The 19,011-nt window shown below is 59.8% G+C and carries 22 protein-coding genes; 11 read left to right on the top strand and 11 right to left on the bottom strand.

Annotation, left to right across the window (positions count from 1 at the left end):
• Positions 1-104: 104 nt before the first annotated feature.
• A complete protein-coding gene (locus ACSSVG_RS22840) occupies positions 105-1,103 on the bottom strand; it encodes a sugar ABC transporter substrate-binding protein (RefSeq protein ID WP_492416507.1) in 999 nt (332 codons plus the stop codon).
• Positions 1,104-1,350: 247 nt separating this feature from the next.
• On the opposite strand from ACSSVG_RS22840, the gene ACSSVG_RS22845 reads away from it, so the two are divergent.
• Positions 1,351-2,037: a response regulator transcription factor gene (locus ACSSVG_RS22845; RefSeq protein WP_429329657.1), complete on the top strand. Its 687-nt coding sequence runs from the start codon at positions 1,351-1,353 to the stop codon at positions 2,035-2,037.
• On the opposite strand, the gene ACSSVG_RS22850 is transcribed toward ACSSVG_RS22845, so the two are convergent.
• Together ACSSVG_RS22850 and ACSSVG_RS22855 are read right to left on the bottom strand one after the other, a co-directional pair.
• On the bottom strand, positions 2,034-3,335 hold the full coding sequence (locus ACSSVG_RS22850; protein ID WP_492416509.1) for a glutamate-cysteine ligase family protein: 1,302 nt from the start codon (positions 3,333-3,335) through the stop codon (positions 2,034-2,036). The genes ACSSVG_RS22845 and ACSSVG_RS22850 overlap by 4 nt on opposite strands.
• A 105-nt stretch (positions 3,336-3,440) precedes the next feature.
• On the bottom strand, positions 3,441-3,854 hold the full coding sequence (locus ACSSVG_RS22855) for a GFA family protein (RefSeq protein WP_285241571.1): 414 nt from the start codon (positions 3,852-3,854) through the stop codon (positions 3,441-3,443).
• A 217-nt stretch (positions 3,855-4,071) separates the two neighbouring features.
• On the opposite strand from ACSSVG_RS22855, the gene ACSSVG_RS22860 reads away from it, so the two are divergent.
• The 3 genes from ACSSVG_RS22860 to ACSSVG_RS22870 all read left to right on the top strand — a co-directional run bounded on the left by ACSSVG_RS22860 (position 4,072) and on the right by ACSSVG_RS22870 (position 6,757).
• Positions 4,072-5,538 (top strand): aldehyde dehydrogenase family protein, encoded by a 1,467-nt coding sequence (locus ACSSVG_RS22860; protein ID WP_492416511.1) that lies wholly within the window; start codon positions 4,072-4,074, stop codon positions 5,536-5,538.
• 67 nt (positions 5,539-5,605) lie between these two features.
• Positions 5,606-5,992, top strand: coding sequence for a nuclear transport factor 2 family protein (locus ACSSVG_RS22865; RefSeq protein ID WP_429329654.1), 387 nt, complete (start codon positions 5,606-5,608; stop codon positions 5,990-5,992).
• Between the two features lie 78 nt (positions 5,993-6,070).
• Complete coding sequence (locus tag ACSSVG_RS22870) at positions 6,071-6,757, top strand: GntR family transcriptional regulator (RefSeq protein ID WP_492416513.1); 687 nt, start codon at positions 6,071-6,073, stop codon at positions 6,755-6,757.
• Between the two features lie 81 nt (positions 6,758-6,838).
• On the opposite strand, the gene ACSSVG_RS22875 is transcribed toward ACSSVG_RS22870, so the two are convergent.
• On the bottom strand, positions 6,839-7,489 hold the full coding sequence (locus ACSSVG_RS22875; RefSeq protein ID WP_492416515.1) for an SDR family oxidoreductase: 651 nt from the start codon (positions 7,487-7,489) through the stop codon (positions 6,839-6,841).
• A 98-nt stretch (positions 7,490-7,587) separates the two neighbouring features.
• On the opposite strand from ACSSVG_RS22875, the gene ACSSVG_RS22880 reads away from it, so the two are divergent.
• Positions 7,588-7,920 carry an ArsR/SmtB family transcription factor gene (locus tag ACSSVG_RS22880; RefSeq protein ID WP_054808240.1) on the top strand — a complete coding sequence of 111 codons (333 nt, stop codon included), beginning with the start codon at positions 7,588-7,590 and terminating at the stop codon, positions 7,918-7,920.
• A gap of 17 nt (positions 7,921-7,937) precedes the next feature.
• Here ACSSVG_RS22880 and ACSSVG_RS22885 read toward each other — a convergent pair whose 3' ends face one another.
• The 5 genes from ACSSVG_RS22885 to ACSSVG_RS22905 form a co-directional block, all read right to left on the bottom strand.
• Positions 7,938-8,813: an amino acid ABC transporter permease gene (locus ACSSVG_RS22885; RefSeq protein ID WP_492416518.1), complete on the bottom strand. Its 876-nt coding sequence runs from the start codon at positions 8,811-8,813 to the stop codon at positions 7,938-7,940.
• A complete protein-coding gene (locus ACSSVG_RS22890; protein WP_285241565.1) occupies positions 8,810-9,490 on the bottom strand; it encodes an amino acid ABC transporter permease in 681 nt (226 codons plus the stop codon). The genes ACSSVG_RS22885 and ACSSVG_RS22890 overlap by 4 nt, the downstream gene beginning before the upstream one ends.
• Positions 9,491-9,524: 34 nt before the next feature.
• Positions 9,525-10,361, bottom strand: coding sequence for a glutamate ABC transporter substrate-binding protein (locus ACSSVG_RS22895; RefSeq protein WP_039240846.1), 837 nt, complete (start codon positions 10,359-10,361; stop codon positions 9,525-9,527).
• Between the two features lie 31 nt (positions 10,362-10,392).
• Entirely contained in the window at positions 10,393-11,121 is a 729-nt protein-coding gene (locus ACSSVG_RS22900) for an amino acid ABC transporter ATP-binding protein (RefSeq protein ID WP_039241428.1), read from the bottom strand.
• A gap of 276 nt (positions 11,122-11,397) precedes the next feature.
• A complete protein-coding gene (locus ACSSVG_RS22905; protein ID WP_082499822.1) occupies positions 11,398-12,117 on the bottom strand; it encodes a GntR family transcriptional regulator in 720 nt (239 codons plus the stop codon).
• A gap of 169 nt (positions 12,118-12,286) precedes the next feature.
• Between ACSSVG_RS22905 and ACSSVG_RS22910 the strand changes: the two genes are divergently transcribed.
• From ACSSVG_RS22910 to ACSSVG_RS22930, 5 genes are all read left to right on the top strand, one after another.
• Positions 12,287-13,504 (top strand): pyridoxal phosphate-dependent aminotransferase, encoded by a 1,218-nt coding sequence (locus ACSSVG_RS22910; protein WP_492416520.1) that lies wholly within the window; start codon positions 12,287-12,289, stop codon positions 13,502-13,504.
• A 6-nt stretch (positions 13,505-13,510) separates the two neighbouring features.
• Positions 13,511-14,062 (top strand): thiamine pyrophosphate-binding protein, encoded by a 552-nt coding sequence (locus ACSSVG_RS22915; protein WP_492416522.1) that lies wholly within the window; start codon positions 13,511-13,513, stop codon positions 14,060-14,062.
• Positions 14,059-14,643, top strand: a complete 585-nt coding sequence (locus ACSSVG_RS22920) for a thiamine pyrophosphate-dependent enzyme (RefSeq protein WP_492416524.1) — start codon at positions 14,059-14,061, stop codon at positions 14,641-14,643. The genes ACSSVG_RS22915 and ACSSVG_RS22920 overlap by 4 nt, the downstream gene beginning before the upstream one ends.
• A gap of 77 nt (positions 14,644-14,720) precedes the next feature.
• Entirely contained in the window at positions 14,721-16,190 is a 1,470-nt protein-coding gene (locus ACSSVG_RS22925; RefSeq protein ID WP_492416526.1) for an NAD-dependent succinate-semialdehyde dehydrogenase, read from the top strand.
• A 45-nt stretch (positions 16,191-16,235) separates the two neighbouring features.
• Positions 16,236-16,535, top strand: a complete 300-nt coding sequence (locus ACSSVG_RS22930; RefSeq protein WP_492416528.1) for a hypothetical protein — start codon at positions 16,236-16,238, stop codon at positions 16,533-16,535.
• A 54-nt stretch (positions 16,536-16,589) separates the two neighbouring features.
• On the opposite strand, the gene ACSSVG_RS22935 is transcribed toward ACSSVG_RS22930, so the two are convergent.
• Positions 16,590-17,333 carry an SDR family oxidoreductase gene (locus ACSSVG_RS22935; protein ID WP_492416530.1) on the bottom strand — a complete coding sequence of 248 codons (744 nt, stop codon included), beginning with the start codon at positions 17,331-17,333 and terminating at the stop codon, positions 16,590-16,592.
• Positions 17,334-17,345: 12 nt separating this feature from the next.
• Positions 17,346-18,455 carry an NADH:flavin oxidoreductase/NADH oxidase gene (locus ACSSVG_RS22940; RefSeq protein ID WP_492416532.1) on the bottom strand — a complete coding sequence of 370 codons (1,110 nt, stop codon included), beginning with the start codon at positions 18,453-18,455 and terminating at the stop codon, positions 17,346-17,348.
• Positions 18,456-18,557: 102 nt separating this feature from the next.
• Between ACSSVG_RS22940 and ACSSVG_RS22945 the strand changes: the two genes are divergently transcribed.
• Positions 18,558-18,965 carry an ArsR/SmtB family transcription factor gene (locus ACSSVG_RS22945; RefSeq protein ID WP_492416534.1) on the top strand — a complete coding sequence of 136 codons (408 nt, stop codon included), beginning with the start codon at positions 18,558-18,560 and terminating at the stop codon, positions 18,963-18,965.
• Positions 18,966-19,011: the final 46 nt, after the last annotated feature.

Below are 19,011 nucleotides of genomic sequence, written 5' to 3' on the forward strand. Positions count from 1 at the left end.
CAATGCCCCGCAGCACGTGATTCGCCCCATACGATTTGCGGATACCCGATAGCATCAGGCCGAAAGTCACAGATTTTTCCTGGTCCAGAACGTCCCGTGGCATCTCATTGGCCCTTACGCTCAAAATTCCCGATGAGATCGGCCACCAGTTGCGGGTTGTCAGCCTTGGCCAGAACCGTTGGCGTGACAAGGTTGGTTTCGCCCTTACCCGTTGCGGCGGCCATGGCAGCGTCAACGATGGACGCTGCAAGGGCATCCATGGGAATCGCGGAGCTTGCCCGGTACATGCCGCCCTCCTTGACCGCGGCCAGACCCTCCGGCGAGCCGTCCTGGCCAGCTATATAGACGGTATTTGGGTCGATTCCAGCGTTTTTGAAGGCCTTCATTGCGCCTATCGCGGACTCATCGCTGAGCCCAATGAAGATGCGCAAATCGGGGTGCTCGCGAAGGGCGTCTTCGGCAATTTGCAGACCACATGCTTGATCCGTGCAGTTCTGTTCAGAAACGACCTTGAGTCCGGCCGCTTCAATGGCCTTGATGGGAAGTTCGTATCTGGGGCGAGAAGGCGGCAGTGTGGTCAACGTAGTGACTGCGGCTGTTGCCCCGCCGTCGGGGTAGTTCTTCTCGATCCACTCTGTGACATCCGCCGCGATTTGCTCTCCTTGGAGCTTGTTGTCAAATCCCACGTTGCCATCTTGTCCGTCCATGCTGGTCAGATAAGTGAGCCACTTGGTGCCCTGGCTCTGCGCCTGCTTCTGGAGACCGGCGAAAGCCGTCGAGTCGACCGGCCAAAGGACGATGGCGTCTACCTGCTGCGTCACCCAGCTTTCGACCGTGGCGCGCTGGCTTTCCAATTTCATTCCCGTGGTGTTGTCCAGAAGCAGGTCGACGCAACCAACCTTGGTGGAGTACTCCTTCGCCAATGACTTCAAGGCTTTGATCACCTCGGCTTCCCCGATCGGGTGACTGAAGCCAACGGTGTACGTCTTGGAACACCCGCCGTTGGACGAACTGGATGTTGGTGCGCTGCAGGCCGAGAGCGAGGCCGTAGACGCCAGGGCCAAGGCCGCGACGCCGGCAACGAGGGCTGGTTTGAGATGCATGGTGGTGAGCCTCCTGGGGGATGGATTGTGGGGCCGCAGGGTTGTGATTCCTGGGGAGTAGATCCAGCCTAGGAAGGCCGCGCTCTGGCTACCATCGGTGATTTCACGTATATTTGTGATGCGGATCGCTTTTACAAAGTGCGAGCCCTTCATGCGAACCCCCACAGACTTGTTGTCCGGGTCATTGTCGCCGTTGGTTTTATCTGACAACCAATGTGAGCTTTTCCCTACGAACCATGGAGGCCACATGGACTCCGCTTCCCGGGTTCTCATCTTGCAGGACCTACAAAGCGAAGACATTATTCGCCGGCGCAACGCATACTTCGACCTCGTTCGCTTCGAAAGCGGTGCAGGGGCGATCCTTCTGACGTATGTGGATCCTCTGGCGCACACTCACATCGCGGTCGGCAGCTCAGGCTACAGGGACAGCGTTGTGGACTACATCACCCGGGATCTGCTTCTCCACGACAAAGCGGCCAGACAAGCACTGCGGGATGAGTCCACCATTTATGACTGGGATAACCTGCCAGGCTACCGGGCCTCAGCGCCCGCGCTTCTGCATTTCGGACCCGAAGGTTTCAACAACGGTGTCACGATGCCGCTGACAGTAAAGGGGCAGATCGTGGGGACTTGCAACCTCAGTACGGATCGCGCGGCCTGGCCGGCGCTTACGGCACCCATGTTGACGGCTCTGCGACCGGTTCTAGCGGATATGGTCGAACGCGCCAGGCAAAGCCGCAGCCTGGGGCTTACTCCGCGTGAGTTGGAGATCCTTCGAATGGTAAAGCGGGGCCTGACGGACACCCAAATAGCCAGCGAACTCTTTCTCTCACCACGCACGGTTTCTACGCACATGGAGAACGCAAGGGGCAAGCTCTCTTCGACAACCAGAACACGGGCCGTCATCGTTGCCACGGACCTTGGGCTGATCTAGCAAATGCCACTATCCAGAGCGCAGCCCTGATCCCGGTCCGGCCAAGCGGACGGATCGTCATCCGCGGGCGATAGACCTCGGAGCGTCCACCTTTCAGCGAATTCCTCAACCTGGCTGGCAATGGCCCTCGTGGAAGTGTCGAGCCGAAGCTGGTCAGCAGCCAGCGCCATCAACTGCTTGGCCCGGGATGCGATTCCCGGGTCCGCGAGTCCTAACCGGGCAGCGGCTTCCCAGTCCGGGGAACCGGCGCAGATGCCTCTGGCCTGGTCTGAGACAGCGGGATTGGAGATGAGCGCGGAAACGACGGCGGCGGGGACAGCCCACCAGCAGCCGGGCTGGGCATCGATGTATCTGATTTCGAAATACCCTTTGGGCCGAACGTGCGGGAAAAGTGTGCTCAAGTGCTGCTGTAAATCCTCAAGGTTTGCCGGCGGCCGGTCCGGCACCACTGCTGTCCCTAGACGGAGCCAATCACGGAACGTCAGACCAGCGGGGGCATGCCACTCCCCCGCTATACGTCGAATCATCATCAGGGGGGCGTCCAGGGCCCACCGGGCGTAGGACACCCCGGGATCCTGGGCCGCGCTGAAATGCGGTACGCCAGTCCTGGTCGGGTCCAGAGCGAGCCACGCTGCGAGCCGTGTGCTCTTCCAACCGCTTCGCCGGCCACCGATCCAGCCGGAGTTCGCGAACGTCGCTGCCAGCACTGGCCCCATTGAATACAGCAGCTTCCACCGATGACGGATTTCGACGTCGTCAGTGCCCGCCTCGACGTTGACCTGCACTGACGCAGTGGAACACATCATGGTGGCGCCCGCCGGCGCCCACGGTTCAAAATACTGTTCCATGGCAGCGTAGCGTGGGGCTTGCGTAATCCGTCTGGGTTCGAGGTGTGGCGACACTCCGGCACCCACCAGGATTGCATCCAAATCGGCAGCCTGCTCCCGCAACAATTTCAGGCTGCCGTGAACTGAGAAAATGAGGTCTCGCAAAGAGGCTTCGGGGTGCGAGCTGAGCTCAAGCTGACCACCAGGTTCGAGCGTAAGACTTCCGTGAACGTCCAGATGTCGCAGTTCCGAGAACAAACGCCGGTAGTTGTCGTCGGCAAATGGACGCTGCAGGGACGGGTCTCCAATTCGACCCATGAGCAACTCAAGTTCGAGTCCGATGCGCCCGGCAGGACCGGTCGAGAAGCATGTGCGCTGAATCCACTCCTCGGCAGCCGCGACTGTCAGGGGGCCTTCCTGCTGATCAGCGATGCTGTTGTCGCCGCGGAGGATCCCGGTGGACGTCATCATGCTTTGTTCCTTTCGAAAAATAGAGAAAGGGGTCTGGGTGGACCACCGCAAAGAAGCGATCCACCCAACCCCAACGTTGCGCGGTCTCCCGCGCTCAGGCCCGAATCAGGCCGGGATGTCGCCGTCGTACCGCTCGGCACCCGGGAGAGCCTCGACCCATGGTTGCGCGGACCGGCACCAGACTTCCACGGTCGGCTTGAGCCATGACGTGTCGTTGAGCGTCCCCGCCTTAACAAATGCCAGTCCAGGCATCGCGTCGATGCGGCCAACGATTGGGGAACCGCATTCCCCGCAGAACGACCGGTTGGTGTTGGTCTCGTGCTCAGAGCCGACGGTAATGAACGTCTTTACCGCGTCGCCTGTGATTGTGAGCTTTTCGTCGTCAACACCGATGACCAGCGAGTACGCGCCACCTGTCTGACGCTGGCAATCGGTGCAATGACACAAGGCCGTGAACTTCGGCTCGCTGTCAATCGTGTAGGTGACTTCACCACAAAGGCACTGTCCGTCGAGTTTCATGTCTGCTCCTTGAGCTTCATTGGTAAGGGACTTCAGGGGAGGTCGCACTGCTATCGTGTCGATCATCACATCCTAAGCTGAAACAATATCGTATTTCATAATTTGGCAAAAGGTCTTGCAAGCCCACGCCGCTGCCCCTAAACTGAAACCTGAATCTGTTTCATTATTCGATTTGTTTACCGCTCCACGGCAAGCCGCCGCACGATAGGAGAATCACATGGGAGTTTCCATCACAGAGGGCACGCGTACCATCACGCCCCCGAACTTCAACGGACCCTACGGACTGCTCATTGATGGCAACATCATCCAGACCGAGGACCATTTTGACGTCTACAACCCGGCCACAAACTCGGTCCTCGCATCCGCACCCCAGGGCACACGGGAACACATGGAACGCGCCATCGGTGCCGCCAAACGGGCTTTCCCGGCGTGGGCAGCTCTGACCGCAGACGAGCGCGAAGCGATCATCGTCGAATTCTTCGAGGCCCTCGAGGCCCACAAAGAAGAGTTCATTACCTTGCTCTCACTGGAGCAAGGCAAGCCACGACACAACCAGGCGACGTTCGAAGTCAACCTTGCCAACCCCTGGATCCCCAACACAGCCAAGTCGAGGCTGGAGGACAAGGTACTGGTGGAGGACGATGAGAAGCGCGTAGAACTCCGTCGCTCACCGCTCGGTGTCGTGGGGGCCATCATCCCCTGGAACTATCCCTACCTCCACGTTCTGTGGAAGACCGTCCCCGCACTGATCACCGGCAACACCGTAGTTCTCAAGCCTTCTCCCTATACCCCGCTCTGCGCATTGCGGATCGGGGAACTGGCAGCCCAGGTCTTCCCTCCCGGCGTCTTCAACATCGTCACAGGCGGCAACGAACTTGGACAGATCCTCACTGAGAGCCCCGACGTCGGGATGATCACTTTCACGGGATCCACGGAAACAGGGACCAAGATCATGGCTTCAGCCGCCGGCACCATCAAGCGGGTCACCCTCGAACTGGGTGGAAATGACCCCGCGATCCTGCTCCCGGACGCTGACTGGCAGGACGCCGTGCCTCAGGTGTTCAACGCCGCCTTTGGAAACTCCGGTCAGTGGTGCATCGCGGCCAAGCGCATCTACGTACACCGTTCCTTCCATGCAGACTTCGTCAACGCGCTCGTGGACTATGCGAAGACGCAAAAGGTCGGCGACGGCATGGATCCCACCAGCGATCTGGGTCCCATCAACAACCGCATGCAGTACGACAAGCTCCGTGACCTCTTCGAAGACACTCGCCGCAATGGCTACGACGTTCCGCTCGGGGGCACCATCGACGAGTCCCTGGATGGCAATTTCGTTCCAGTCACCATCGTCAACAACCCTCCCGAGAACAGCCGCATCGTCCAGGAGGAACCTTTTGGACCGATCGTGCCCGTCCTTGTGTACGACGACGTCGAGGACGTCATCGAGCGCGCCAACGCCACAATCTTCGGCCTTGGTGCCACCGTGTGGGGACGAGACGAAGAACGGGCACTGGCCGTGGCGGACCGCATCGACTCCGGCAACGTCTGGGTCAATCAAGGCCAGAGCCACCCGGACCACGCACCTTTCGGCGGCCACAAGCAGTCCGGCCTGAGCGTCGAACACGGTGACGAGGGACTGGCTTCGCACACCAACAACAAAACCGTCGTGATTCGAAAGCGCTAGCAGCTCTTCTTCAACCAAACCATCCCAGGGTGCCGCAAACGGACCCGCTCATTCACAAGGAGAAACCATGCCCAAGAACCTCAAAGTCGTTCCGACTGACGAATATGACCAGATCATCACCACCGTTCAGAAGTATGTCGAAGGCCTGCGCGTCGGCAGCCCCGAAGGCGTTGCAGAAGCCTTCCATGAAGACGCCACTATGTACGGCTTTACCAACGGCCAGCTTCTGGGCGGACCCATCAAGAACTTGTACGACTTCGTCGCCGAGAACGGCGCCGCTCCTGATGTCAAGACCCGCGTGGACATCATCGGCATCACCCAGACAACTGCCGTGGTGAAGGTTGACATGGAAAACGATGCCATTGGTGCTGACTACACCGACTTCCACACCCTACTGAAGCAGGACGGCGATTGGAAGATCATCGCCAAGGTCTACCACCAGTACGAGGCCTAATCGAACAGAACCGGGGGAGGCTCACCGCCTCCCCCGGTTTTTTCGTTCGTACAGGTATTCAGCACCCGAGGGGCGAGAATGATTTTGGAAACAATCCAGCGAACCGCCGCGCCATTGCGCCAAGAGGTGCTTGCGGCCCTTCGGCGGGCCATCGTTACCTCCGAGTACAAACCTGGAGAGAGGCTGGTAGAGACTGCGCTTTGCGATAAGTTCTCCGTGAGCCGGACAGTGGTTCGTGAAGCACTGCGGCAGCTGGAATCCGAGCAGCTGGTAGTGACGGTGCCGAACAAGGGCCCCGAAGTTGCAACCCTCACACCCACCGAAGCCCGCAGTCTCTATGAAGTTCGCGGCGCTTTGGAATCGCTCGCCGGAAACCTGTTCGCTGAGCGAGCCACAGAAGCTCAGCGCGGGCAACTCGTGGCGAGACTTTTTGACATCCGAAGAGCAGAGTCAGCCGGTGGGGCGCAGCAGTTGCTGGCAGCGAAAGACAGCTACTACGAAGTGCTTTTGGCTGGCGCTGGCAACAAAGAAATCTCGGGCATGCTTCGGCAAATCAATGCCCGCACTCAAGTACTTAGGGCCCTCTCTACAAGTTCCCCGGGGAGAAGTCCGCTCATGCTGGCCGAACTGACGGACATCACAACGTCAGCGGCCATCACTAGAGATCCCGAGGCAGCCCGGCGAGCTTGTGAGGCACATGCATCAAACGCCGCGGAAGCCGCACTTAGTGCCATGGAGTCGACGCCTAAGCCTGGACACCCATGAAAGCATGAATGAATACAAGGAAGGGATGCACGCGATTCGCGTGCATCCCTTCCTGCCTTTGGAAAAGGCGGTCCCTGCCTGTCAGCCAACGAGGGTAGACACGGCCTCGGCCACTGGTGTTTCACCATCAGTCAGCTCAACGATAGTCCGATTCAACTTGGAGTTTTGAAGCGCAGCATCAATGAACGCCGCGACGTTATCGCGTCGGATGTCTCCGTACTCAATCGCAGGACCCGCGGTAACCCGCCCATCTCCGGGGGCGTCAGTCAGAAGCCCCGGGCGAACTATCAACCAGTCCAGATCAGTGCGCGTGAGGTAGACGTCTGCTGTCTTCTTCGTGCGCATATAGTGCTCAAAGCGTTCGTTCACCGACTCACCACGCCCTGACTCCGGGAAGGCGGACACCAGGACAAAACGGGACACTCCGGCGAGGGCGGCTGCATCGGCAGCCTTCTCGAGCCCCTTGCCGTCGATGAGGGTGGTTTGGTCCATTCCGGTGCCATGGGCGCCCGCAGAGAAGACCACGGCATCGTGTCCCTTGAACTTTTCGGCCAACACCTCAACGGAGTCCTTGATCAGGTCTCCCTCCACGGGCGTCGCACCACTGGAGGCAACAGTCTCAGCTTGAGCGGGATTCCTGATCATTCCCGTGACGGCGTCACCGCGGCCACTCAGTAGTTGAGCCAGCCGCCGGCCAACTCCCCCGGCTGCGCCTACTTGGAATACCTTCATGCGCTTCTCCCTTCGCTTGTAGTTCGATATTCATCGTAGTACGACTCGTGCAGGAATTAGAAATCGCCAGGTCTTGGAACTTCTTGGATAATCGAAGCATGCGAACTTTGGACCACCCTACGCCCGACGAGATTCATATCGACGGCGTACTCTCGGCGCTGGCCGATCCGATCCGGCGTCGGATCGTGACCCAACTGGCCGATGGCCATGACGACCAGGCATGCATCGCGTTTGAGTTGCCCGTGAGCAAGTCCACGTCCACGCATCACTTCCGCGTGCTTCGCGAGGCGGGAATCATTGAACAGCACTATCAGGGAACGGCGATTCTCAACACGCTCCGGACGGGCGTAATGGAATCGCTGTTTCCAGGCTTGCTCAGTGTCGTCATTGCGGCTGAACGCAAGTCCACACTGAGGCAACGAGCGTCCTGACGCATGATCGCCCCCATCTAGATCTGGGGAACCAGGACGTCGCCAACCTTTGCAGCGGCAGGGACCTTGCGGCCGCTTCGGAGTCGAAGCTCAATGTACGTCGCCAGTCGCGATAGCCCCAGATTGATCACAATCATCACAAGCGCGATCACTACCAGCGCCGGGATGTAATTCGAATACGCAGAGCCGGCCTGGATTCCTTGCCGCACTGCTTCCACGTAGGTGATTTGGTAACCAAGCGCAGTGTCCTTCAGCGCTACAACCAATTGAGCGACGATTGCCGGGAGCATTGCCGTGATCGCCTGGGGCAGGAGAATCATACGGAGTGTTTGTCCAGTGCCCAGGCCAAGAGCCACAGCAGCTTCCCCCTGGCCTCTCGGAATGGCTTTGATTCCTGCGCGCACAATCTCTGCAATCACGGCCCCGTTGCTCAGGGCAAGGCCGGTAACTACCGCCGCAACGGCAAGATCGGTTGACGGGAACAGGTCGTAGTCGGCGAAGAGCTGAAAGCAGAAAATCATCAGAATCAGCAGGGGAATTGCCCGGAAGAACTCCACCACGGCGGCGCACCCGTAGCGAACGAACCGATTGTCGGAGAGACGCCCGACGCCGAGCAGGATACCCAAGATTATGGCCAGGATGATGGCAAACACCGCAGCCTGAAGCGTTCCCATAATCCCGGGCAGAAGGTACGTCTGCCACATTTCCGGCGTGAGAAATGGCTGCCACTTCTCAGGCGCCAGCTGCCCTTTGTCTGCTAGGGCTGACATCACGAACCATCCGGCCGCTGCCAGCCCAACGACGCACAAAGCGCTGATGACGACGTTCAGAATTTGGCCTTTGGGCCCGGGGACGTCATACAAATTGTTGATGGGTGCTCGAGTGCTGCTCAACGCTTGACCTCAAACTTCCTGCTTAGGTATCCGAAAGCCGCGCCGGTCGGAAGAGTCAGGCACATGAAGCCGGCTCCGAAGATCAGCCCAACGACGATGAGGGCGGAGGTATTCTCGATCATTTCCTTCATCAAAAGGGCGGCTTCAGCCACGCCTATGACGGAAGCAACCGTTGTGTTTTTGGTCAACGCAATGAGGATGCTGCCCAAAGGCGCAATGACCGCCCGGAAAGCCTGCGGCAGGACGATGTGGCCCAATCCCTGCATAAAGTTCAGGCCCAACGACCGGGCCGCTTCCGACTGGCCGGGAGGGACCGTATTAATACCGGCCCTTAGCGCTTCGGATACGAACGTCGACGTGTAAAGGCTGAAGGCCAGGACAGCCAGCCGGAACGAACTGTCCGTGATGGATGTGGGGGACTTTGGATCTGCCAAGGTGATGCCGAGTTGCTGCGCCAATCCGAACGATGCGAAAAGCACCACAAGTGTCAAAGGGGTATTCCGGACAATGTTCACGTACCCGGTGGCAAGCGTCCGCATCGCCCAAATCGGTGATACCCGCATGGCAGTCAGGACAGTGCCCAATACCAACGAGCCCAGCGCAGACAGCGCCGTGAGCTGCAGGGTGATCAGGAAGGCCGCCAGGATCTGATCGCCGTATTCGTTGAGGATGTTCATGTTAAGTATCCAGTCTCTTGTCTGGCTGCCCCGACTAGTAGCGGTCTACCACTGGCGTGGCGGGCAATGCATAACCGGACGGTCCAACGTTGCTCTCAAACGCTTTGGCCCACGATCCGTCGTCGATCATGGACTGAATGGCGTCGTTGATCTTGGCACGGCCCGCGGTGTCATCCTTCTTCAGACCAATGCCGTAGTTCTCCTTGCTGAAGGTACTGCCAACAAGCTTCAGCTTTCCCTGATTGGCAGCTGCGTAACCGGCAAGTTGAATATCATCCGTGGTCATTGCGTCAACGGCGCCACTCTTCAGGGCTTCAACGCATGCGGAAGGGGTGTCGTACTCCTGAAGCTGCGCGTCCTTGCTGTAGTTCTTCTTGATGTTCTGTGCTGGTGTGGAACCGGTCACCGAGCACAACTTTTTGCCCCCATTCAGGGACTCCGGGCCCGTGATGTCTGTGGAGTCAGAACGAACCAGGAGCGACTGGCCAGCCAGGAAGTAAGGCCCCGCGAAGGCGACCTTCTCCTTTCGGGCATCGTTGATGCTGTAGGTATTCACCACATAGTCCACCTGCCCGTTCTGGATCAGGCTCTCTCGCTGCGCCGGAGTCGCTTCCTTCCAGGTGATGGAAGACTCCTCGACGCCAAGCTTCTTGGCGACATACTTGGCAACGTCAACATCGAAACCCTTGAATGATCCGTCCGGAGTCTTGATTCCAAGGCCTGGGCGATCAAAGGAAATGCCGATGGTGAGGTGGCCCGATTGAGCGCTTGCTTCAACTGTTTTCGCCTTGTCGGATGCACCGGAGCAACCGGCGATCGAGCTGGCAAGGAATAGCGCTGCGGCCGGAATGGCCAGGAACTTGAGCTTCACGATGTGCTGCTTTCTAGATTGGGGTGGCTTGTCAGTGGCTGAGGATCTTGCCGAGGAACTCTTTGGCCCGCTCGGTGGTTGGGTTGTCAAAAAACCGGTCAGGGGTTGTGTCCTCGAGGATCTGACCATCAGCCATGAACACCACCCGGTCGGCGGCGCGTCGAGCGAAGCCCATCTCGTGCGTAACTACGAGCATCGTCATGCCTCCTTGTGCCAGCGACGTCATGACATCCAGTACTTCGGTGACCATTTCCGGGTCAAGAGCCGAGGTAGGTTCGTCGAAAAGCATCACCTTCGGCTCCATGGCCAACGCCCGGGCAATGGCAACACGCTGCTGCTGTCCACCCGAAAGCTGGGCGGGGAGCTTATGCGCCTGATTTGCTATACCTACCCTCTCGAGCAGGGCCATTGCCCGCGTTTGAGCCTCAGCCTTTCCGATTCGTCGCACCTTGAGTGGCGCAAGCATGACGTTTTCGAGAATGGTTTTGTGGGCAAAGAGGTTGAATGACTGAAAGACCATTCCGACGTCGGCCCTGTAGCGCGTCAGCGCCTTGCCTTCCTTGGGGAGAGGCTTGCCGTCGACGGCGACCGTGCCGGATTCGACGGTCTCCAACCTGTTGATAGTTCGGCAGAGAGTCGATTTTCCCGAGCCAGAGGGACCCAAGACAACCACAACCTGGCCCTGGGCAACCTCAAGATTGACATCACGGAGCACGTGCAGAGGTCCGAAATGCTTGTTGACCCCCCTGATGGAGATCATCGCCTTCTTCTCGTCGCCAGCAGCCTCAGAAGTGCTGTCAACAAACTTTTGCAGTTCCATGTTCGCCATTCGTTTGGGGATATTTCGTCTCGACGGTCGTGGTGGGAGGTGCAGGTTTCTCACCTTGGGCTCCCATGTGACCTAAGTTACGAAAGTAAGAATGTTAACATTTGTACGGCAAAGAGCAGGAGAGGGCAAGTCGCCGCGGGAGCTCCCGACGCGGACGAGGCCGGCACCGGGCTTCGTCCGCTGGCGAACTTTCAGAAGGACGTGTGACTAGCCCGCACCTTGGAGGCGTTCCTTGCTGTCGAGGTCGGCTTTGATTCTTTCGAACGCAGTCTCGATGTGCTCACGCACCAGCTCTTCTGCCTTCGCACCATCCTGGTCGCGGATGACGCGGAACATTTCCCAATGCTCTGGGCCAATGCGGGCCCTGTAATCATCATGGCCTTGCTGTCGATTGAGGAGAAGCAAAGCGATCTGCGAACGCAGACCCAACCAAACCTGCTCCAACCTCTCATGACCGGCACAGGCGTAGATCGCATCATGAAACGCAATGTCCGATTGGAGCATGTCACCCCTATCCCCCAGGGCGGCCGCCCGCTCAATGTCCTCGGCACGCACTTGAAGGAGGTCCAAATCCTTCCCGGTGCGGTGTGCAATCAGCCGCTGAACGGCGAGCAACTCTATCGAGTACCGGAGCGAGTAGATCTCTTCAAGGTCCTTGTGTGTAAAGACGGTAACCCGCGATCCCCGGTGCCAGTCGCCTTGAAGCAGGCCCTCCTGCCGCAGCAAAACGATGGCATCCCGCACTGGTCCGCGACTGACGGATAGGGACGCGGCCATCTCCACTTCATTGATCCGTTCCCCCGGAGGTATTTCCCCGGCCAGAATTGCGTCACGGATCCGGTCCGCGACGTCCTGGGCCATTCCGCGACGTTTCAGGGGTGCGCGAAGGGTTCCGTTCTTGACATTTGCTGTGGTGTCAGATTTCATAATGTTAACATTCTTGCAGTTGGAGGCTTGCTGGTCACGTCTACCACACTATCCCAGCACTCCATCCGGAACCTGTCCGGATCGCGGGATGCTGAATCCAAGACGGCCGCCTGCTTTCGATGCAGGCTCAATTCCACCACCTGCATCCCCCTGAAATTGGAGTATCCCTATGAGTACAGCTACCACTACACGGTTTGGACGGTTTGCTGATCGGTTGCGGGATATTGGTCCGTCCCCGATCCGAGCGATTTTTGATAAGGCGGCGGCGTTGGAAGCTGCCGGTGAGAAGGTGTATCACTTCGAGATCGGGCGCCCGGATTTTGATACCCCGCAGGTAGCCAAGGACGCTGCGGCTGCGTCGCTGGACCGCGGAGAGGTTCATTACGGCCCGAACGCGGGAACGATTGATCTTCGCGAGGCGATCAGCGGGTATCTGCAAGAACGCCGCGGGACCATCTATAACCCGGGTACTGAAGTACTCGTCACGATCGGCGCGAACGAAGCGGTGTTCCTGGCATTAATGGCTTTCTGCGGCCCCGGCGATGAAGTGATCTTCCCCGTCCCGGCCTGGGCGCACTACGAGTCATGCATCCGCCTGGCCGGTGCCACCCCCGTCCCTGTCCGGCTCGACGCGGACAATGACTACCGCCTCGATATCGACGCGATCGCCGCCGCGATCACCCCCGCGACACGCATGGTCATCCTCTGCACCCCGAACAATCCCACCGGCGGTGTCGCAACGGCCGAGGAAATCGAAAAACTCGCCAACGTCCTGGAACCGACCGACGCGCTGCTGATGTCCGATGAAATCTACGCCGACCTCGTCTACGACGAGATCCGGCACCAGTCCCCGGCCTCCGTAGGGAACCTCCGCGAACGGACTTTGGTCATCGGCGGCTTTGCGAAAGCCTTCGCCATGGACGGCTGGCGCCTCGGTTGGCTCGCCGGCCCCAAAGAACTCATCACACCGGCACTAAGAGTCCGCCAGTACACGACCGTGTGCGCCCCCACCTTCCTCCAACCCGGCGCGGCCGCAGCCCTCCGCCACGCGGGCCCCGAGGCGGAAACGATGCGCATCCAATTCCAGGAACGACGCAAAGCCGGCCTCAAGATCCTCACCGGCATTCCCGGCGTCACGGTAAGCCAACCCGACGGCGCCTTCTACTTCTACCTCACCTACACACCCGATACCGCCGAACCAGCCGAACAACTGGCACTACGACTCCTCGATGAACAACGCGTCGCCGTTGTCCCGGGGACCGCGTTCGACCCCGACGGTGGAACCCACTCTATCCGGATCTCCTACGCCTGCCACATTGACGACCTCACCGAAGGCCTGCGACGCATCGTCCAGACCCTGACCACACCACACCCCAAGGGAGCCTGACCACCTATGACTACGACTATTACCCAGGACCGCCACACCGAAGTGGTGGATGCGATCGTGCGCCTGGCCCCCGACGGCGTCGCCTACGTCCCCTCCGCGTCCATCGCCCCGATCATCAACGGCGTCCTCACCGCCCAAAGCAACGGCGACCTGCCACTGGTCTACCCCGTCTCCCGCGAAGAAGAAGCCATCGGCGTCGTCGGCGCCTACCCGCTCGCCGGGAAATTCGGGGTCATCATCATGCAGGACAACGGCTTCGGCAACGCACTGACCGCACTCACCACCTTCGCCGTGTCCTACCACCTGCCCCTGCTCATCGTCGCGAACACCCGCGGCGGGCTCGGCGAGTACAACTCCATGATCCACACCATCTCCGCACCCGTCCCCGCCCTGCTGGCCTCCACCAACATCCCCGTGTTCCAGGTCGACCGACGCAACACCGCCCAGGACTGGGGCGCGACCGTCGCCGAAGCCGGCAACCACGCCCGCATGACCTACCGACCCGTCGTGGTCCTCATGGAATTCTTCGACCCCAAAGACGCAAAGGCAAAAGCATGAAACGCATCGAAGCCCTCCGGGCCATTGTTGAGACCACCGCCGAGGTCCCCGTCATCGCGACCTGCGCCGCGACTTCGCGCGAACTGGCCTCCGTCGCCGACCGGGACAACCACCTCTACCTCCTGGACGCCATGGGCCTAGCGATCTCCGTCGGCACCGGCATCGCCCAAGCCATCAAAAACACCCCCGTCACCCGCGCCGTGGTCATCGAAGGCGACGGATCCCTCCTGATGAACCCCGGCTCGGCAATCACCGCCGGCTTCCTCGCTCCGGAGAATCTCGTCATCATCCTCCTCGACAACGGCGTCTACGCCTCCACCGCCTCCATCCCCACCCAAGCCGTCACCATCGACCTCGGACGCTTCGCCGAATCCGTTGACCTCAAAGTCCTCCGGGCTGAGAACACCGAAGAACTGTCCCTCGCCCTGAAACAAACCCTCACCGAAGACGGACCCTGGTTCATCCACACCCGCACCGAACCCGGCAACGAACCCAACACCAAACTCCTCCTCATCGACCCCGTCACCCACGGCAACCGCTTCCAAAACTGGCTCACCCCACAACTCACCGAGTCAAAGTAGCCAACAATCAATCACTTGCCGGGCCCGAGCGGGCCCGGCAGTGCCCATCTGCTGAAAGCACGAGAACTTCAATGGAAATGACCACAACTGCTTCCGCTCCCCCGCTTGGATTTCCGGAGAAGCTTATGCCCATCGGCGGCTCATGGATCGCCTCGAGCAACGCTGCAACTCTCACCGTCGCAAACCCGGCAACTGGAGAACCCATCGCGGAAGTTCCCTCTGCAACGGTTCAAGACGGCATGTCTGCTGTCGATGCCGCGGTCGACGCACAGCCTGTCTGGGCCGCGACCCCTGCCCGGGAACGCGCCGACATCCTCTTTCGCACCTACGAAGGAATCCTGGCTCGTCGCGACGAGTTCGCGGCACTGATCACCGCAGAAATGGGTAAGCCCCTCCCGGAAGCCCAGACTGAAGTCGACTACGGTGCCGGGTTTTTCCGCTGGTTCGCCGAATCCGCCGGTCGGATACACACCGAAGGCCAGTACGGCGTCGAACCCGGAGGCAATTACCAGATCGCCGTCTCCAAACGCCCCGTGGGACCGTCCCTGCTGATCACGCCTTGGAACTTCCCGCTCGCCATGGGCGCACGGAAGATCGCTCCGGCCCTCGCCGCAGGGTGTACAACGATTCTTAAGCCCGCCGAGCTGACCCCCTTGACTTCGCTATTACTGGCCCGGGTTCTCGAAGAAGCAGGCGCCCCTGCCGGTGTTGTCAACGTCATCACCACCTCCAATTCCCGCGACGTTATCGCCGCAATTATGAAGGACTCACGAGTCCGGAAGATCTCCTTTACCGGATCGACACAGGTTGGGCGTGCGCTCTTGGCCCAAGCAGCCGAGAACGTCATGAACACGTCCATGGAGCTCGGGGGCAACGCTCCACTGATCGTGTTCGATGACGCCGACCTTGAGCAGGCTGTCGGTGGCGCCATGCTCGCCAAACTCCGCAACGGCGGCCAATCCTGCGTCGGCGCCAACCGCATCTATGTCCAATCCGGCATCGCTGAGGAATTCATCGCCCGCTTCACCGAGCGGATGGCTGCTGCTCGTCTCGGCGACGGCGCACACCCCGACACGGACCTGGGTCCGCTTGTGGATGCAAAACAAGTAAAGACGGTGGCTGCATTGGTTGCCGACGCCATCGCCAAGGGCGCCGTTTGCCTGACGGGCGGAACTATTCCCGAGGGCGATGGTTCTTACTACCCGGCGACGGTCCTGACTAACATCCCAACAAACGCAGACATCCGCACCGAGGAAATCTTCGGTCCCGTCGCAGCAATATACGAGTTCGCTACTGAAGCCGAAGCCATTCACGAAGCCAACAACACCCCGTACGGACTGGCCTCCTACGTCTTCACCGAGAACCTCGCCCGTGCGCTGCGTGTCGCAAACGCCATAGATGCCGGAATGACCGGGATCAACCGGGGTCTCGTCTCCAACCCGTCCGCACCCTTCGGAGGGACCAATGCCTCCGGCCTGGGGCGCGAAGGTGGAACCGAAGGCCTCGAGGCCTACAAAGAAACCAAATACACCGGGATTCAGCTTTAGCCGGATGGAAGTCGCTCAGGTCGACCAGGAATATGGGGCTGATCCATGCAGACGATGATGATTTTCCTGGGGATAGGTGCGGGTGTCGCTTCGGTGGTCCTGTCCGTTCCGTCTCTCCGTCGTCGTACTAGTGCCGCAGAGTCGCTGTCTGTGGCAGCAACCGGGGCCGTGATATCCGGTTTACTGGCGTTGGCTTTTTGTGGTGACGACCTGGCCGGTCCTGTGAGTGCGCTCAATCTATTGGCGTCGGCGACCGGTGCCACAGCATTGCTGGGCTTAACGCTCACGTCAGGGCGGACAGGTACCCCTCGTCACCAGCGCGACCAACTGCACGGGCACGACTAACTGCACAGGGAAGGGGCCGTTCCAAGGAACGGCACCTTCTCCGTGCGTCTGATGTCACCAATTCTGGCGAGTTGGGGAGATCACCAAATCGTTGACGGTGGTATTTGCTGGTTGGTTAAGGACATAAACCACGGCGTCGGCCACGGCCTCCGGCGTAATGGCTAGCGCATTGAGCTCTTTGGCTGCTGCGCGTCCAGCAGGGTCGCCCACTTTGTCAGCCCACCCGGTGTCTATGACTCCGGGGCTGATAGTGCTGGCCTGAATACCGTGTTGTACTCCGAGTTCCTTGCGCATGCTCTCCGTGATGGCTCGTACGAAGAACTTGGTTGCGCTGTATACCCCGGCAGATTCGCCGATCTGATGTCCCGCCACAGACGCCATGTTCAAGATGTAACCTGATTGACGCTCCAGCATGATGGGCAGGACAGCCTGGATACCGTTGAGATACCCCCGGATGTTCGTATCGATCATCCGGCCCCAGTCGTTGACGGCCAAATCCTTCCAGGCGGAGAACAACATGAGTCCCGCGTTGTTGACCAAGATGTCGACGCCGCCAAAGGTCTCGACAGCATAATGGGCCAGGGCGTCCATATCTGCAGAATCCGTAACGTCGGCGATACGCGCTGCCGCGGTTCCGCCTGAGGCACGAACCTCCCCGACGAGGGCGTCGAGGCGATCCTGGTCCCGGGCAGCGAGCACCAGTTTCGCGCCATGTGCTGCCAAGGCCTTGGCTGCTGCGGCACCGATGCCTGATGATGCGCCGGTGATGATGATGGTCTTGTTATGCAAGTGATTCATGGAGAGACCTTCCTATTTCTTGCGACGTTGTACGGCGTAGCCATATTGTGCGGGCCACTGGGGTTCGATGCCGAGCTCACTGGCAGCCTGCTGCGGCCAGTACGGGTTGCGGAGCAGCTCGCGGCCAAGGAATACGGCATCTGCTCGTCCGGTTTTTAGTATGTCCTCAGCCTGGTGGGCGTCGGTGATGAGCCCGACGGCGCCGGTAGCAATTCCAGCCTGGTCGCGTGCCTGTGCTGCAAAGGGCACCTGGTAATTTGGGCCGGCCGGAATTTTGGCGTCCCGGACAATGCCTCCGGTGGAAACGTCGAGGAAGTCGACCCCGTGCGCCTGTAGTTCTTTGGCCAGACGGACGGTGTCGTCTGCGGTCCAACCCTCGCGGGGATCGTCGTCGTTCTCGCTTAGCCAGTCGGTGGCTGAGGTACGGAAGAAGACCGGGAGGTCCTGGGGCCAAACTGTCCTGACGGCGTCCACTACCTCGAGCGCAAAACGCATCCTGTTTTCGAAGCTTCCACCGTAGGCATCCGTGCGCTTGTTGGACGCCGGAGATAAGAATGTGTGGATCAGGTATCCATGAGCACCGTGAACCTCGACAACCTCAAAGCCCGCTTTGAGGGCCCGCTTTGCAGATTCGGCGAAGTCGGTGACGAGCTGCTTGATTTCGGCGACGGACAGCTCCGTTGGCAGAGACAGTCCCTGGAAGGCTTCCTGGCTGGGGCCCACAGCAGTCCAGCCGCCGTCGCGTTCGTCCAAGTAGCCGTCAGAAATCCAAGGCTTGTCAACGGACGCCTTTCGCCCCGCGTGGGCCAGTTGGATGGCGGGCACTGAACCATAAGACCGGATTGCTGCTGCTACACGGCCAAAAGACTCTTCTTGCTCGTCATTCCACAGCCCCAGATCCCACTGGCTGATGCGCCCGTCCGGCCGGACACCGGTGGCTTCGACCATGACCAGGCCGGCACCGCCCGCCGCACGACTGGCCAAGTGGGTCAAATGGAAATCCGTGGGGACGCCCGTTTCCGGGCCATCGGCAGCGGCCGAGTACATGCACATCGGGGACATCCAAACCCGGTTCGGAATTGTTAGATCCCGCAGCTTAAGGGGAGCGAAAAGGCTACTCAAGGAAATCTCCTTCTTGGTTCTGTGTGGAGGACGACGGCCAGCGTTGTTCGCAAGGCGACATAAGTACGATAAGCCTCGTAGTATGCATATTGTCAAACTACGATGAGTGTCGTACCTTTGGTGATGACCGACGAAAGGGACACCATGCGCTCTGCCGTAGCTACATCCGAGGCGCGCCTATTGGATCACCCCGAGTCTGAAGAGATTCGACTCGAGGCAGTTCTGCACGCGCTATCGGATCCCATCCGCCTGAAAATTGTCGGAGATCTGGCCATGGGGCACCATGACATGGCATGCATCGCATTTGAGCTGCCCGTGAGCAAATCCACGTCGACGCACCACTTCCGCGTACTTCGGGAGGCGGGCGTCATTCGACAGCACTACCGGGGAACATCCCGTATCAGCAAACTACGCAACGAAGACCTCCAGGCGAGATTCCCGGGATTGCTGGATGCGGTACTGCTGTCGTCGGCGGGCGCGTCAACAACGACGGATCGCACCGGGGATTGACATTCCGGACGGTCATCCGGGTGTTGAAATGCGCGACTGAAAAGGC

This window comes from Paenarthrobacter sp. E2MeOHC11, assembly GCF_058744955.1.

Bases quoted from the DNA above. Each gene is read 5' to 3' on its own strand.
- ACSSVG_RS22840 (WP_492416507.1), bottom strand. From the start codon at position 1,103: ATGCATCTCAAACCAGCCCTCGTTGCCGGCGTCGCGGCCTTGGCCCTG.
- ACSSVG_RS22845 (WP_429329657.1), top strand. From the start codon at position 1,351: ATGGACTCCGCTTCCCGGGTTCTCATCTTGCAGGACCTACAAAGCGAA.
- ACSSVG_RS22850 (WP_492416509.1), bottom strand. From the start codon at position 3,335: ATGATGACGTCCACCGGGATCCTCCGCGGCGACAACAGCATCGCTGAT.
- ACSSVG_RS22855 (WP_285241571.1), bottom strand. From the start codon at position 3,854: ATGAAACTCGACGGACAGTGCCTTTGTGGTGAAGTCACCTACACGATT.
- ACSSVG_RS22860 (WP_492416511.1), top strand. From the start codon at position 4,072: ATGGGAGTTTCCATCACAGAGGGCACGCGTACCATCACGCCCCCGAAC.
- ACSSVG_RS22865 (WP_429329654.1), top strand. From the start codon at position 5,606: ATGCCCAAGAACCTCAAAGTCGTTCCGACTGACGAATATGACCAGATC.
- ACSSVG_RS22870 (WP_492416513.1), top strand. From the start codon at position 6,071: ATGATTTTGGAAACAATCCAGCGAACCGCCGCGCCATTGCGCCAAGAG.
- ACSSVG_RS22875 (WP_492416515.1), bottom strand. From the start codon at position 7,489: ATGAAGGTATTCCAAGTAGGCGCAGCCGGGGGAGTTGGCCGGCGGCTG.
- ACSSVG_RS22880 (WP_054808240.1), top strand. From the start codon at position 7,588: ATGCGAACTTTGGACCACCCTACGCCCGACGAGATTCATATCGACGGC.
- ACSSVG_RS22890 (WP_285241565.1), bottom strand. From the start codon at position 9,490: ATGAACATCCTCAACGAATACGGCGATCAGATCCTGGCGGCCTTCCTG.
- ACSSVG_RS22900 (WP_039241428.1), bottom strand. From the start codon at position 11,121: ATGATCTCCATCAGGGGGGTCAACAAGCATTTCGGACCTCTGCACGTG.
- ACSSVG_RS22905 (WP_082499822.1), bottom strand. From the start codon at position 12,117: ATGAAATCTGACACCACAGCAAATGTCAAGAACGGAACCCTTCGCGCA.
- ACSSVG_RS22910 (WP_492416520.1), top strand. From the start codon at position 12,287: ATGAGTACAGCTACCACTACACGGTTTGGACGGTTTGCTGATCGGTTG.
- ACSSVG_RS22915 (WP_492416522.1), top strand. From the start codon at position 13,511: ATGACTACGACTATTACCCAGGACCGCCACACCGAAGTGGTGGATGCG.
- ACSSVG_RS22920 (WP_492416524.1), top strand. From the start codon at position 14,059: ATGAAACGCATCGAAGCCCTCCGGGCCATTGTTGAGACCACCGCCGAG.
- ACSSVG_RS22925 (WP_492416526.1), top strand. From the start codon at position 14,721: ATGACCACAACTGCTTCCGCTCCCCCGCTTGGATTTCCGGAGAAGCTT.
- ACSSVG_RS22930 (WP_492416528.1), top strand. From the start codon at position 16,236: ATGCAGACGATGATGATTTTCCTGGGGATAGGTGCGGGTGTCGCTTCG.
- ACSSVG_RS22935 (WP_492416530.1), bottom strand. From the start codon at position 17,333: ATGAATCACTTGCATAACAAGACCATCATCATCACCGGCGCATCATCA.
- ACSSVG_RS22945 (WP_492416534.1), top strand. From the start codon at position 18,558: ATGAGTGTCGTACCTTTGGTGATGACCGACGAAAGGGACACCATGCGC.